The sequence below is a fragment of the Pseudoalteromonas sp. NZS100_1 genome (assembly GCF_015864285.1).
Taxonomy (GTDB): domain Bacteria; phylum Pseudomonadota; class Gammaproteobacteria; order Enterobacterales; family Alteromonadaceae; genus Pseudoalteromonas; species Pseudoalteromonas arctica.
Map to the genome: position 1 here is coordinate 1 of NZ_JADYXN010000038.1, position 14,260 is coordinate 14,260.

General features: G+C 38.8%; 13 protein-coding genes. 7 read left to right on the top strand and 6 right to left on the bottom strand.

Features of this window, described 5'->3' with window-relative positions; translation table 11 throughout:
• Positions 1-120 precede the first annotated feature (120 nt).
• Positions 121-1,326, bottom strand: a complete 1,206-nt coding sequence (locus I6F66_RS18470) for an MFS transporter (protein WP_165729015.1) — start codon at positions 1,324-1,326, stop codon at positions 121-123.
• Positions 1,327-1,686: 360 nt separating this feature from the next.
• Here I6F66_RS18470 and I6F66_RS18475 point away from each other — a divergent pair, with 360 nt between their 5' ends.
• The 3 genes from I6F66_RS18475 (at position 1,687) to I6F66_RS18485 (ending at position 6,456) form a co-directional block, all read left to right on the top strand.
• A complete protein-coding gene (locus I6F66_RS18475; RefSeq protein ID WP_165726424.1) occupies positions 1,687-2,985 on the top strand; it encodes a PAS domain-containing methyl-accepting chemotaxis protein in 1,299 nt (432 codons plus the stop codon).
• A gap of 154 nt (positions 2,986-3,139) precedes the next feature.
• Entirely contained in the window at positions 3,140-5,305 is a 2,166-nt protein-coding gene (locus I6F66_RS18480; protein ID WP_197209555.1) for a TonB-dependent receptor, read from the top strand.
• A gap of 188 nt (positions 5,306-5,493) precedes the next feature.
• The gene (locus I6F66_RS18485) at positions 5,494-6,456 is read left to right on the top strand and encodes a TDT family transporter (RefSeq protein WP_165741644.1); all 963 of its coding nucleotides are present in this window, start codon (positions 5,494-5,496) and stop codon (positions 6,454-6,456) included.
• Positions 6,457-6,458: 2 nt separating this feature from the next.
• Here I6F66_RS18485 and I6F66_RS18490 read toward each other — a convergent pair whose 3' ends face one another.
• On the bottom strand, positions 6,459-6,650 hold the full coding sequence (locus I6F66_RS18490) for a DUF2986 domain-containing protein (RefSeq protein WP_008169531.1): 192 nt from the start codon (positions 6,648-6,650) through the stop codon (positions 6,459-6,461).
• 137 nt (positions 6,651-6,787) lie between these two features.
• Between I6F66_RS18490 and I6F66_RS18495 the strand changes: the two genes are divergently transcribed.
• Positions 6,788-8,275, top strand: coding sequence for a dipeptidase (locus I6F66_RS18495; protein WP_165741642.1), 1,488 nt, complete (start codon positions 6,788-6,790; stop codon positions 8,273-8,275).
• A gap of 47 nt (positions 8,276-8,322) precedes the next feature.
• Here the strand turns inward: I6F66_RS18495 and I6F66_RS18500 are convergent, their stop codons facing one another.
• Entirely contained in the window at positions 8,323-9,099 is a 777-nt protein-coding gene (locus I6F66_RS18500; protein ID WP_197209556.1) for an EAL domain-containing protein, read from the bottom strand.
• A gap of 219 nt (positions 9,100-9,318) precedes the next feature.
• On the opposite strand from I6F66_RS18500, the gene I6F66_RS18505 reads away from it, so the two are divergent.
• Positions 9,319-9,504 carry a 2TM domain-containing protein gene (locus I6F66_RS18505; protein WP_197119106.1) on the top strand — a complete coding sequence of 62 codons (186 nt, stop codon included), beginning with the start codon at positions 9,319-9,321 and terminating at the stop codon, positions 9,502-9,504.
• An 84-nt stretch (positions 9,505-9,588) separates the two neighbouring features.
• Here the strand turns inward: I6F66_RS18505 and I6F66_RS18510 are convergent, their stop codons facing one another.
• The 3 genes from I6F66_RS18510 to I6F66_RS18520 form a co-directional block, all read right to left on the bottom strand.
• Positions 9,589-10,026: an OsmC family protein gene (locus I6F66_RS18510; protein ID WP_165741095.1), complete on the bottom strand. Its 438-nt coding sequence runs from the start codon at positions 10,024-10,026 to the stop codon at positions 9,589-9,591.
• A 130-nt stretch (positions 10,027-10,156) separates the two neighbouring features.
• Positions 10,157-10,291 carry a DUF2256 domain-containing protein gene (locus I6F66_RS18515; protein ID WP_076916399.1) on the bottom strand — a complete coding sequence of 45 codons (135 nt, stop codon included), beginning with the start codon at positions 10,289-10,291 and terminating at the stop codon, positions 10,157-10,159.
• A gap of 2 nt (positions 10,292-10,293) precedes the next feature.
• Entirely contained in the window at positions 10,294-11,817 is a 1,524-nt protein-coding gene (locus I6F66_RS18520) for a cryptochrome/deoxyribodipyrimidine photo-lyase family protein (RefSeq protein ID WP_197209557.1), read from the bottom strand.
• 120 nt (positions 11,818-11,937) lie between these two features.
• On the opposite strand from I6F66_RS18520, the gene I6F66_RS18525 reads away from it, so the two are divergent.
• Positions 11,938-12,546, top strand: a complete 609-nt coding sequence (locus tag I6F66_RS18525) for a flavin reductase family protein (protein ID WP_197209558.1) — start codon at positions 11,938-11,940, stop codon at positions 12,544-12,546.
• A 32-nt stretch (positions 12,547-12,578) separates the two neighbouring features.
• A complete protein-coding gene (locus I6F66_RS18530) occupies positions 12,579-14,252 on the top strand; it encodes a YHYH protein (RefSeq protein ID WP_197209559.1) in 1,674 nt (557 codons plus the stop codon).
• Positions 14,253-14,260: the final 8 nt, after the last annotated feature.

A 14,260-nucleotide genomic window follows, 5' to 3' on the forward strand; every position in this document is an offset into this window, starting at 1 on the left:
CAAAAGATGATAAGGGTATTGTGAAGCAACCAAAAGATCGGTCAACCGATCAAAAATACCTTAACTGATCGGTGTTAGCTAGTTAGCGGCTCTTTTTGTATTTACTATTTAAAGTATAGATTAACCAGCGGTTTGCGCTGTTGGTTGCTGTTTGTTTAGTTGTAAGTAACTTAGTAGCCACATACCCAAACCACCTAAAAATAATGCAGCTGCTACGTAACCTGTTTGATTAGGTGCAGCACCTTGCGCTATTGCAATTCCGCCGACCCACGGGCCTATAGCATTTGCGGTATTAAATGCGCACTGTACAAGAGCACCGATCATAGCGTGACCTTCTGGAGCAACATCCATTAATAGCGTTTGAATAAGTGTTGCCAAACCCACACTACAGCCAATAAAAAAGATGACAGCATAAAGCATCCAAATATTATGGCTTGCTGTTACATAAGCAAAAGCAAATACAATGGTGCATACAAGCGCAAGGCCAGTGGTTTTAATTGCAGATTTATCGGCAGCTTTACCCAGTACATAGTTACCGAGTGTACAACCAATACCAAACATCACCATAGCAATAGAAATAGTATAAGGCGCTGTTTTTGTTACTACTAAGATGGTGTCGGCAATGTAAGTATAAATACAAAACACCCCGCCAAAGCCAATAATTACAATACCCAAAATAGACCAAACCAGTTTGTTTTTAAGTACGCCAAACTCGTTTAGTAAGTTAGAAGGCTTAGCGTTATCTATATTTGGAACTACTTTGTAAACAAAAATAAAAGCAATAAATGCAAGCACTGCAGCGCCGGCTAAACAGTACCGCCAACTAAGGTTTTGACCCACAAGTGTTACAACAGGCACACCAACAATAGTGGCCACAGTTAAACCCATAAACACCTTAGACATAAAGCTAGCACGCTTACCTTTTGGGGCAATATCCGATGCTAATAAAATAGCCGCGCCAAAATATGCACCATGAGGTAAGCCACTTAAAAATCTAAATATTACAAGTTGCTCAAGCGACGTTGCCATCGCGCTTAATCCGTTTGAGACAAACATTAAGCTTATAAATATGAGCAATGCTTTGCGCTTTCTCATATTAGCAGTGGTAAGCATTAAAATAGGGGCACCCACTACAACACCAATGGCGTAAGCACTAATTGCATAGCCACTTTGTGATGGCGTTGAGCCAAATGTTTCGCTAATTAGTGGCAGCATAGGCATCATCGAAAACTCAGATAATCCTAAAATAAATGTGCCTAGCGCTAATACGAGTAAAATAGCGGTTCTGTTAAGTTGACTAGATGCCGACGTTACATCTGATGTCATAGATGATCCCTTAAGGTTTAATTTTAAAAATGAAACTGCACAATAGATCTTGAATAGGACATATTATGTGTATGCTTAAATTTTGGTGTGAGAGGGTAGTCTGTGAGGGCGCTATTTTAAGTTAAAAAAAGTACAGAGTCATGCATAAATTAGTGGTTTTATTAGGTTTTTAAAATGTTAATTAGAAGAAAATACTACTTAACATTTATAAAATAAAAAAACTATTTATAAAGCATATATATATAAGATATTAAATATTAGCCGAAAGGTTATTTAAAGCTTATATTTACAGTACAGCTACATATTGATATCACATTAATTTGCTAATTTTTGTACTAATTTACTCCTTAAGGTTTTTATATGTTTGGTATTTCTAAAAGAAACGCAAAAATTGAAGAAATGGAGCTTCAATTAATTCAAAAACAATCTATTTTATCGGCAATTAATAAGCACGTTGCTTATATAGAGTTTACACCTGATGGAATAATATTAGACGCAAACCAGTTGTTTTTAAAAACGATTGGGTATAGCAAAGAGAAAATAATTGGTAAGCATCATCGTATGTTTTGCGAACCTGAATATGCAAAGTCAAACGAATATAGTCAATTTTGGCAAGCATTGAAAGCAGGGAATTCTAAAGCAGGCTCGTTTTTAAGGTACAAAGCTAATGGCGATAAGCTTTGGCTTGAGGCAACTTACTTTCCTGTAGAAGAGCGCGGCGTAGTCACCAAAGTTATTAAAATAGCCTCTGATATTACAAACAGTTACATACAAAGAAAAGCGCAAGAAGCTATTGCAAATGCACTCGACAAAGCCTTGGCTACAATAGAGTTTACCCCAGAGGGTAATATTTTAAAGGCGAACCAAAACTTTTTAGCAACAATAGGTTATAGCTTAAAAGACATTGTAGGCAAGCATCATAAAATGTTTTGTACTAAATTGTTTTATGAGAAAAACCCACGCTTTTGGAGTGAATTAGCGCAGGGGCAGTTTAAGTCAGGAAAATTTAAACGTATTGCCGCCGACGGTTCAGAAATTTGGTTAGAAGCAACTTATAATCCAATTTTAGATAGCAAAGGTAATGTAATTAAAATAATTAAGTTTGCATCAAATATTACCGATCGAATTAACAACAACAGTGCAGTGACAGAAGCCGCTGCAATAGCACATGAATCGGCGGTAGCTACTGCTACAACCGCTAAAAAAGGCTCTGAAATACTACAAAGCTCTATAGCGAACTCCGACGCCATTGTAAGCCAAGTACTTAAATCGGTAGATTTAATAAAAAATCTTAATGAACAGTCTGCGGTCATAGGCTCCATTGTTTCGACAATTAGCAGCATTGCGGATCAAACTAATTTACTGGCACTTAATGCCGCAATAGAAGCAGCGCGTGCTGGTGATTATGGTCGAGGTTTTGCTGTAGTAGCTGATGAAGTAAGGCAGCTTGCAGCCAGCACGAGTCGCTCTACTAATGAAATAGCAAGTGTTGTTAAAAATAACCAAGAGCTCACTAATGATATATCAAAGCAAATAACGTCAGTTTCAGACTCATCAAAACAAGGAAGAGAGCTTATTGCTAATGTGTCTGAGGTCATTAAAGAGATTGAACGTGGAGCCGATATTGTTTCTCAAACGGTAGCTAAGTTAAATACTTAGTTAATTGCATGTTCCTATGTTTAAAGCTGCCTTCTTATGTGCTCAAACACACCTAACAACATTTTAAATTGATAAAGTGCGACAATATGTCGCGCTTTTGCTTTTACAACTCACACTATAATTACGCCAATTATTACAGTGGCATAAATTAACAATGGTTTATAAAAGCAAAACTCAAAAAACATATTTACTAACGCCTGTCGCACTTTTTATTAGCGGTGTGCTATCTCCTTTTGCATTTGCCGACGATACGCCTTTAGAAGTGATTGAAGTACACGGACATGCTCAAAATAAGCATTTAGCACTTGGTTCGTCAGAATCGTTATTAAGTGATTTAGGTGTCGATTTTTCAGCAGCGGGCGGCGTATCTAACTTACCTATTTTAAATGGTTTAATGGGCGACAGAGTTAAAGTGTTAGTTGATGGTGCAGATGTAACCGTTGCATGCGCTAATCATATGAACCCGCCACTTTCGTATATCTCGGCTAATCAAATTACGTCTTACAATGTGGTTGCAGGCGTGTCGCCAGTAAGCGCGGGCGGCGATAATATTGCGGGTGTAATAAGCGTTAATTCTATTTCACCACAGTATAGCGATAGCAATGAATTAGGTTGGCACTCAGGTTATGTGTCAGCAAAGTACAGTAGCGTTGATAACGGACGTAAACTTGGCGTTGGTGCACGTTTAGCAAGTGACACGTTTAGCCTTAATTATCAGGGTTCGTTTAGTGACGCAGATAGTTATGAAGACGGTAACGGCGATGTAGTATTAGATACATTGTATCGAGCACAAAATCATAGTTTAACCGCAGCTATGCGCGATGATAAGCAGCAATTAGTTATAAAGCTAACGCATCAAAAAATCCCGTATCAGGGATTTGCAAATCAGTATATGGATATGACCGATAACACCAGCTACGGTGCAATAGCTCAATACAAACGCTCCTTTGAAAACAGCGAGCTTGAAGGGCAAGTTAACTGGCATAGCGTAAAGCACGAAATGGGTTTTTTCAGTGAAGAAAAAACAGGCATGATGCGAATGAAAACCGATGCACAAGATATAAGTACGCAGCTTAAATGGCGTATCGCGCTTGATAAAAACAGCAGTATTTTACTCGGTCAAGAATATTACAATTACAGTATTGATGATTGGTGGCCAGGTATTGAAGGCTCAACCATGATGGGACCAGACGATTACGTAAATGTAAATAACGGTAAACGAGAGCGCATAGCGGCATTTGCAGAATTTGAGAGCCAAATAAATACAAAATTATGGTTAAACGCAGGCGTACGTATTGAAAGTATTAATACCCACGTTGGAGAGGTTCAATCTTACAACGATGACATGAGTATGATGGATATGGACGATATGAGCGACATGAGTAGTATGAAAAGTATGACCATGAGCGATACGTCTACAGATAATACCATCGCTGCACAGAACTTTAATGCTGGCGACAGAGATAACACCGACACCATAGTTGATGCTAACTTATTAATTAACTACCAAATAACAAATTATGATGAGCTGCAATTTGGTCTTGCCCGTAAAAACCGAGCGCCTAATTTATACGAGCGATACAGTTGGGGTGTAAGCACCATGGCAACCACCATGATTGGTTGGTATGGCGATGGTAATGGTTATATTGGTAACCCTGATTTAGACGTTGAAACAGCGCATACAATAAGTGCTACTTATATTAAGCAGGCTAAAGATGATGGTTGGCGGTTAAGCACCAATGTTTGGTATACAGATGTGAGTGACTATATTGATGCTGATATTGTAAGAAGCTTCAATAGTTATGACTTGGACAACACTGCGCGTAACATTTTTCAGTTTACTAATGTAGATGCTATTTTGTATGGTGCAAAAATAGACTTAACAGCCAACATTTATGAATCTAAAAATTTAGGCAACTGGCAGTTACACTCTAATGTTACTAATACCAGAGGCAAGCGAGACGATACTAACCAACCGCTTTACCAAATTAAGCCATTGCAAACTCAGCTAGATATTAGCCAGCAAATAGGTCGATTTGAAAATGTATTGTCTTGGCAGTGGGTAGATACAAAAAGCCGTGTAGACAATAATCGTTTTGAAAACCAAACAGACAGCTACAGCTTGGTTAATTTAAGCTCTAAAGCAACATGGAACGCATTAACGCTAAGCGCTGAAGTAAGTAATGTGTTTGATGAATATTACCAACTCCCACTTGGCGGTGTAAGTATTGCAGCGCTTAAACAAGATAGCAGCAACGGGTTTAAGCAATTAGCAGGGCTGGGGCGCTCGCTTAATATAAGTGCTAGCTATGCGTTTTAAATAACCTCCTATTCAAATTTAAAAAAAGCAAAAGCCATAACTGTGTTATGGCTTTTGCTTTTTTTTATGAAATATTAGTATGCTTAACACGTTCTATTAGGCACTGTTTTATTAATTTTATAACATTAGTTTTAGTAGAATGCAGAAAAAGCAGTAACTTGTTCATCACCCAATGGTTAGGAAATACAGTGTTTAAGCAATTTAAAAATAAAGTGATGGTGGCGCCAACAGCTATGGCCGGTTTAGCTTTGGGTATTGCCAGTATGGGGTGGACATGGGAAAACGTTTTAAATTTAAATAATTATGGACAATATCTGGGAGCGCTATTAGCTGGCGTATTAGTTTTACTTTTGGCTGCTAAATTTTTACTGCACCCAGATTTATTAAAAGCTGATTTAGCACATCCCGTTGCAGGAAGTGTGATCCCGACATTTGCAATGGCTAACCTGGTTATTTCAAAATCAGTGGGGCAATTTGACCCATTAGCTGGCGACATTATGTGGGTTTTAGCTTTTGTGCTGCACTTTACATTTTTGTTGAGCTTTTTATATCAGCGAGCAAAAAAGTTTAACTTTGAAGATATGGCGCCCAGCTGGTTTGTGCCACCGGTGGGTATTATTATTGCAGATGTTACTTTTTCGGGAAATCCGACATTAGCGTGGTTAGCCTATAGTGCGCTGGTTATTGGCATATCAGCGTACAGTACTATACTGCCAATTATGTTTTATCGTTTTTTAATAGCATTAAAAAGTGATTACGAAATACAGCCAACACTTGCCATTTTAGCCGCACCTGCCAGTTTAACATTAGCGGGGTATTTTCATATAGCGGCCAATCCATCACTAACTATAGTGGGAGTATTATTTACATTAGCGATAATAAAAACACTGATTGTTTATGTGTTATTTATAAAGTTATTACGCAGACCTTTTACGCCGAGCTACGCTGCTTTTACATTTCCAATGGTTATTGGGGCAACTGCATTATTTAAAATGAAAGACTGGATGCAAAGTATAAACCTCGCAATGCCATATGTAGATACAGTTAATTACTTAGCTACGTTTGAACTTATAGTTGCCACGGCAGTAGTTGGTTATGTAAGTGGTCGGTACTTTTGCCACTTTAAATTATCAAAGCAACGGGTAGCGTAGAGTTACTCTTGGATTACCTCTGGCTCATTACTTTCTTGTTCAGCTAGTTTTTCGCGCTCAGCTTTTGACACATAACCAGGTTTGTTGCTTTTATGTAGTTTAGCGTTAGTGCGTTTATCTTTCTTTTGAAATTTAGTGACGATTTTTTTACGACGGTTCACAATTAAATACCCTGTTAATTTTAAGTCGCGCATTATACATTCATCCTCATAAAAGCTGCTATATAAATATTCAGCTTAAGTTACCTGTGTGTTTAGCGTAAAGAGCTATAAGTAAGCGCTTCATAGCGTTATAATTACCGCTCTTAGTTATTAATTAAATGGGAATTGTTTTGAAAAAGTTAGCTTTAGCCAGTATTGCTTTATTTGCGTTTGGTGCTCATGCGCAGTTAAATAAAAATATTGATAGCGTTGCCGATTACGCAGTAGATACCTACCAAAATGCTCAAATACACACTCTTACCAATTTAGTTGCCTTTCCTACGGTTAATAAAGCGAATATAAAAACGCCACAAAACCAAGATTTTATTGGCTTTAAAGCCCTGTTAAAAATGAAAGCCGCAGAGCTTGGTTTTGACTACCAAGATTTAGGGTACACCGTATTAATTGGTATGGGCGAGCAAAGCGAAAAAGTAACGGTAGTAACGCATGGCGATGTGCAACCTGCAAATGCTAGTAAATGGAAACAAAGTCCTTTTATTATAGATACCTCTGAGCCTGGTAAATTAGTTGGTCGTGGTACAGAGGATGACAAAGGTGCAATAGCAACCGCGCTTTACGCCATGAAAGCAATTAAAGATAAAGGCATAACGCTTAATAACCGCATTGAGCTGATGATTTATCTTGCTGAGGAGTCTGATTGGGGCCCGCTTACGGAGTTTATGAAAACATATGAGCAACCAAAATATGCAGTAACAATTGATGCATCATACCCCGTAGTGGTTGCCGAGAAAGGCTGGAGCTTAATAGCTCCTACCTTTAAAGCGACATCACCACAAACGGGTGTGTATGTAAAAGATGTAGCTGGCGGTGCGTTTAGAAGCCAAATTCCAGAAGATGCAAGCTTAGTACTTCACAATGCAGATGCTGCACTTATTAATACATTAAAAGCAAAAGCCAAAACATTAAATAAAGTTGAGTTTAACTTTAGTGAGCAAAATGATGGATTAGCCATAAATGTTAAAGGCATGTCGGCGCATTCATCAGAGCCAGAGTCGGGTATAAATGCGATTGCTTATTTAGCTGAGTTATTTAAAGGTGTGGAGCTTGAAAATAACAGTGACGGCGAGCTAATCGACTTTGTGAATCAGTTAATTGGTTTAGATATTCACGGTAAACAGTTTGGCGAAATAGCCTATAAGCACGACTTTATGGGCCCGATGACAGTGGCACCAACCGTTATTGAGCGCGATGGTAATGCACTAACACTTGCTGTAAATGCGCGCCGCCCTATGGGTAAAGACGAAGCTGTACTACAAAAGCAAATTGACGATGCACTCGCTAATTGGCAGGCAGCTAATAACGTAACCCTTGCTAATATAGAGACGATTATTGGCACACCGATGCTACTTGATGGCGCGCCACATGCGCAAAAGCTGCTTGATATTTTCAAGCATTTTACGGGCGACGAAAAAGCTGACTTTGTATCAATAGGTGGTGGCACTAATGCAAAGCTGTTTGATAACGCAGTGTCGTTTGGCCCTTCAATGCCAGGTAAACGTTACACGGGTCACTCAGAGCATGAGTTTATGACCATTGAGCAACTAGAGCTTAATTTACGCATGTACACAGCGATGATGATAGAGCTGGGTAATATGTAGTTTAAGCGTACTTAGATTCAATAAGGTTTAATAATAGGTGTTGAGTACTAATCAGCACCTATGTCCTTAAAATTTACCTCAGGCAAGTTTTCAAAGCTTGGTTTGGCAAATAAATACCCCTGCATAAGCTCAACACCTGCGTTTTTAAGCCATATATACTCTTCTACGGTTTCAATCCCTTCAGCCAGTGCCGTTATGTTTAAGTCGCGAAACATATTTAAGCAATGAGTTACTATTAATTGGCGTTTTTTATCGTTGCTTATATCGCGTATTAGCGCCATATCAAGCTTGATAATATCCGTTTGAAAGTCAGCCAGTAGATTTAAACCAGAATAACCTGCACCAAAGTCATCAGTGGCGGTTTTAAATCCGAGAGACTGATAGTAATCAACAACGCGCTTTATGTGTGCGGTGTCTTCTATTTTTTCTACTTCAGTAAATTCAAACATAATATTTTGAATTGGGAAGTTATACTTTTTTGCAGCTTCTAGTGTGGTGCGTATACATCGCTCAGGTTTATAAATAGCATTAGGTAAAAAGTTAATGCTTAGCATTGATGTTATGCCCAGCTTTGAGGCTAGTTGAATGGCTTTAATACGACAAAGCTGATCAAATGCATAGCGGTTGTCTTCATTTACTTTTGAAATGATTGAATAAGCAGACTCGCCATTTAAACCTCTAACCAGCGCTTCATAGCCATAAATAAGATTAGTTTTACAGTTTATAATCGGTTGAAAAGCCATAGAAAAATCAAATTCGAGATCGTTAGCGTCAGCGCAGTTGTTACATGTCACTTTTTCGAAATCTTTTGATTTTTCGCTCATTTAGCTCATCCTTTAATGTTTATTTGTTTAAGGTTAGTTGAAATTAGAGCCTAACACAAACAGATTAAAGTATTGGGTTTTATGTATTGAAACATGATAAACAACTATATTTTTAGGTGGGGAGGAATGACTAATGTCATGCTATTTAATGACATTTAGCAGCTGTGCATGGTGCTTATTAAAACAATAATAGTGGCATACATTATTTGGAGAATAAAAATGAGCAGCACAATTACATTAGGCAAAAAAATTAAAACATATCTACTTATTTTAACTTTGCTCACCGTTATAAATTTACTGACTTCACCTAGTTATATGTGGGTAGTATGGCCAGCGCTTGGGATGGGAATTGGGCTAGTAGTCAGTGCTTTGAGTAAGAATAAACCTAGAGATATTTCTTTATAATAAACAAGCCAAGTAATAACTTACTTGGCTTTTTTAGTAAGGGGCTATCTACATAGTTAAATCTACTTAGTTAAATCTAAATAGTTAAAATGCTGATTGAAGTTCTGCATCCAGAGATATTTCGGTATTTAAGAGTTTTGATATAGGGCAGTTCTTTTTGGTTTGCTCACATAGAGCCTGAAACTGCTCGTTTTGAATATCATCAATACGCGCTTTTACCTCAAGGGCAATATGCGTCACCGAAAAACCGTCATCTACTTCATCAAGGCTTACAGTGGCTTTAGTATCAATTTTATCTGCGGTAAAGCCTGCATCACCTAATGCAAGCGAAAGTGCCATACTAAAACATGCACTGTGAGCTGCACCTACTAATTCTTCAGGGTTTGAGCCTGCCTTATCTTCAAAGCGGGTATTAAAACCATAAGGTTGTTTATCAAGCGCGCCACTTTGAGTTGATATGCTACCTTTACCTGTTTTAATATCGCCAGACCATGTTGAACTTGCCGTTTTTTTAATAGTCATCATCTTCTCCTTGCTTGAGTGTAAGCTTTTCAGGTTAGCTAAGCGTTATTTACAAAATAAACTTATATAAAGCCTTAAAAGCACTAATTATTGATGATGTTGCAAAATAGACGCCAGTTAATTGTTACTCTTATTTATTACGCCTGCAGCGCTCTGAACAGAAAATAACGTTATCCCAGTCGCGCTGCCATTTTTTACGCCACGTAAAAGGTTTATTACAAATAGGGCATATTTTTTGAGGTAAGTTTAGTTTTTTGTGCGCCATGCTTACTCAGCCTTACTGTTACTTTTAGTATCCGTTTTACTTTTTGTTCGAGTAACTTTTTGAGTACCCCCAACGTGCTTTTTAAGAATCCTCCCTATGGCGCGTTTAACATCGGCTCGCTCACGGTATTGCCATAAGCGCTCGCGTGCTTCTTTTGAGGCCGCTGTTAAATCAAGCATGGGTTCGGGATAATCCTCCCCTAACTTAAAGTCGTTAAAGAGTGCTTCCATTGGAGTTTGCTCCCAAGGCTGATGTAAATATTCAATAGGGAGTTTTTCAAGCTCGGGGCACCACTTTTTAATAAATGAACCTGTTGGGTCTTGATCTTCTGATTGTTTAATTGGGTTGTAGTGCCTAATGGTGTTTATGCCTGTTACCGAGGCTTGCATTTGAATTTGCGGATAGTGAATGCCAGGCTCAAAATCTAAAAAGTAATTAGCGAGAGGAAAGCTTGCTTGCTGCCAGCTTATATTTAAATGATGCGTTACAAAGCTTACAAGCATGGCGCGCATTCTAAAGTTTATGTAACCGGTGGCTTTTAAGCAGCGCATGCAAGCGTCAATAATGGGAATACCTGTTTGACCCTGTGCCCAGCGTTCAATATCGTTTTTCACATGTTCATCATCGCGATACGGAAATACATGGTAGCCTGGATTAAGGGCTAAAAATTCCATAGAGCACTCGCTCTCAAACTTTTGCATAAAATGGCAGTGCCAATGCAAGCGCGATACAAACGCTGCTAGTGGGCGTTTCCAGCCTCTTTTATCAGGGTGTTTTGAATGATATTCATCAATGGCCATTTGATACACTTGCCTAAGGCTAATATTCCCCCACGCTAAGTACGGCGAAAGTCGGGAGCAATGTGTTTGGCTTAAACTTGGGCTCGATATTCCTTTTTGATAACCTTTACCGCGCTCGGCAAAAAAGCTCTGCATTACAGTTCGCGCATGCAGCGGGCCACCTTGTTGAAGGCTGTCGTGATCTTGCGTGTAAGCGCTTGGTAGCTCAGGTGTTTGGTAGTTATTGAGGGTAATTGTTTTTATACTCTTCCAATTAGGAACTGCAATAGGTGCTTGCATTGTTTGCTGCCAGCGTTCGTTCCAATTATTACGATTTTTTTTGCCGCGAATAACCGCGCCTGTTTGCGACTCTTGCCAATTAATATGGTTATGCTGGCACCATGCTTTTATTGCTTTATCGCGCTCAAAGGTGTTGTTTAAGCCTATTTCTTGATGGCTAAAAATACTAACTATTTCAAACTGTGCCTTTAACGATTCAAGTAAATCGTTCATATTTAAATTAAAGATATAAACACAGGCGTTAAAACGCGCTAGCTGATTATTTAACTCAACTATTGATTGATACACAAAGCGCCAGTGCCGCTCATTGTAGTGTGCATCTTCGAGCAATAATGGCTCAAAGTTATAAAGTAATAGGGTAGGTAAGCCATTACTGAATGCATTTTTTAATGGTTGATGATCGCTAAGACGCAAATCACGTTTAAACCACACGATGTTTATTTTCATATAATTTGTTTATTGCTTTAAATAGAGATAAAAATTAGCTTGTTATTTAACTGAGTCAGCCAAACCTATACGTAACTAACTTGAATTAAGATTTAGTTTTAATGTATTAAAAGGAAAAGTATGTTTTTAGATTTAACTGTAAATAAAGAGCTTAATGTTTATTCGTATTTAGTTGGCGGGATCAGCCCTCGGCCTATCGCATGGATAAGTACATTAAGTAGCGACGGTGTGGCTAATATTGCTCCTTACTCATTTTTTACAGTAGCGAGTTGTAACCCACCAGTATTGAGTGTGACGCAAGTAAATCCACGCGATAAACTAAGCAAAGATACATTAATTAACTTATTAGCGACTAAAGAATGTGTGATTAACATTGTGAGTCATGAGCAGGTTGAAAAAATGAATCAAAGCTGTGCTAATTATCCTAGTGATGTTAGTGAGTTTGATGCTGCAAATATAACTAAAATTGATAGCCAAATGGTCGCAGTGCCGAGTGTTGCTGATTCAAAAGTACGCTATGAGTGTAAGCTACGTGAAGTTATTACTATTTCAAGCGAGCCTGGCGGCGGACAAATGATGTTGTTAGACATAGTGGGTATTTGTGTTGACGATGAAGTGTTTGTTGACGGTTATATTGACCCAACACTTTTAGATGCGGTAGGTAGAATGGGTGGAGATTACTATGCAACCACTAAAGACAAATTTGTACTTAAACGACCACAAATCTAGTTTTATGTTTATTCTTCCTTAGTTTGTGCACAATGTTTGCACTTTTACTTGTTAACTTTGTTTTATTAAACGTTAAAGTAAAGGTTCAAGCATTGAAAACACTTTTTAAAAAAAAAGCCTCTAATGTAACTAAGTTATTTGCGTTAAGTGCGCTTTGTATCGCTTTAAGCGCATGTAACAGCGATTCTACAAGTACTACAACAGACGGCGATACAGTCAGTAATAGTGCTCCAACGGTTGACGCCGGTATTGACCAAACTGTTAATGCGGGCGATACCGTTTATTTAAGTTCAACGGTTGAAGATGACGGTGAAGTATCGGTTAATTGGTCACAAACATCAGGCACTACCGTTAGCTTATCTTCAAGTACAGCAACTTCTACTGAGTTTGTTGCACCTGAAGTTTTAACCGATGAAGCACTTGTATTTGAAATCAGTGCAGATGACGGCACAAACGATGTCGTTGTAGATACAGTTATAGTTAATGTTATTGCTTCATCAGACTCAGACTCAGGCTCAGATACTGGTGCAGTTGATAATAGTGCAAAACTTACCAGCTGGTTAATTAACAACGATACAACCTCTACTTATATACAAAACAATGGCGCAGTGGTTGAAGATGTTCAATCAGTTGAGGTTGTTACTGTTACTGAGGAAGATGCTGACGTTGAATACATGTATGTGCAAACAACTGACATCCCTAAATATGACGTAACGCTTACACAAGACCAAGTAGACGCGTTAAATAATCGCCCGCGTGCAGCTACCGATTTTTATAACGGTGTAACCTCAGCAGCAGTAGGGCAAACCATTTCGTTTGGTGAAGATATTGGCTATAACAGCAGCACTGAAAACTGTGATGACACAGGCGGCGCAGGCTATTGGCCTCCAGGACCAGGTTGCCCGACAGAACAAACAGTTGAGGCGTATTTTCCGATAACACCTACCGATTTATCTGACACTGAAACGTGTGAAACAGGTTTAGGTACAGTGGGCTTAATGGTTAATGGCACCAGTATATTTAACTGGGGCGATGGTATGAGCTACGGTAATAATATTTGGTATACATTAGCGCCCATTGCTGAGCAATACGATGTTGATGTGTGTGGCGGACATGCTGCTAACGGTGAATATCATCACCATTTTTACACTAGTTGCTTAGCTGATTTACTTGAAGATGATGGCGATGCGCATTCACCTATTTATGGGTTTGCAGCTGATGGCTATCCACTTTATGGTCCTTATGAAAGTAACGGTCAACTTGCATTAAGCGGCTGGGAAATGCGTGATTATGGCGCGTCAGAAAGTGAAGGTGGTTGTGGTACTGAAGGTGAGCGAAGCTGTACTTTAGTCGATCAATACGATGTTAGCCAAGGCACACAAACAAGTGATGCAGGTCCTGCTATTGGCGCAGAAGTAACGACGCTCTCTGGTAATACATTAAATGCCGACGATGGTTATTACTTTGAAGATTTCTACTACGCACAAAAAACAGTAACCGGTGCTCAATTAGATGAGCATAACGGCCACGATACTAACGATGGCAAGGGTTATCACTACCATATAACACTAATGCTAGATAGCGATGGCAAATTACAGCCTTCTTTCCCTTATCAAATAGGGCCTCGTTTTAAAGGTCAATTAGCCGATAATTCAATTGGTCGCTGTGATACGGGCGAAACAATGGGTCCACCACCGGGAATGTAAGGAGTAAC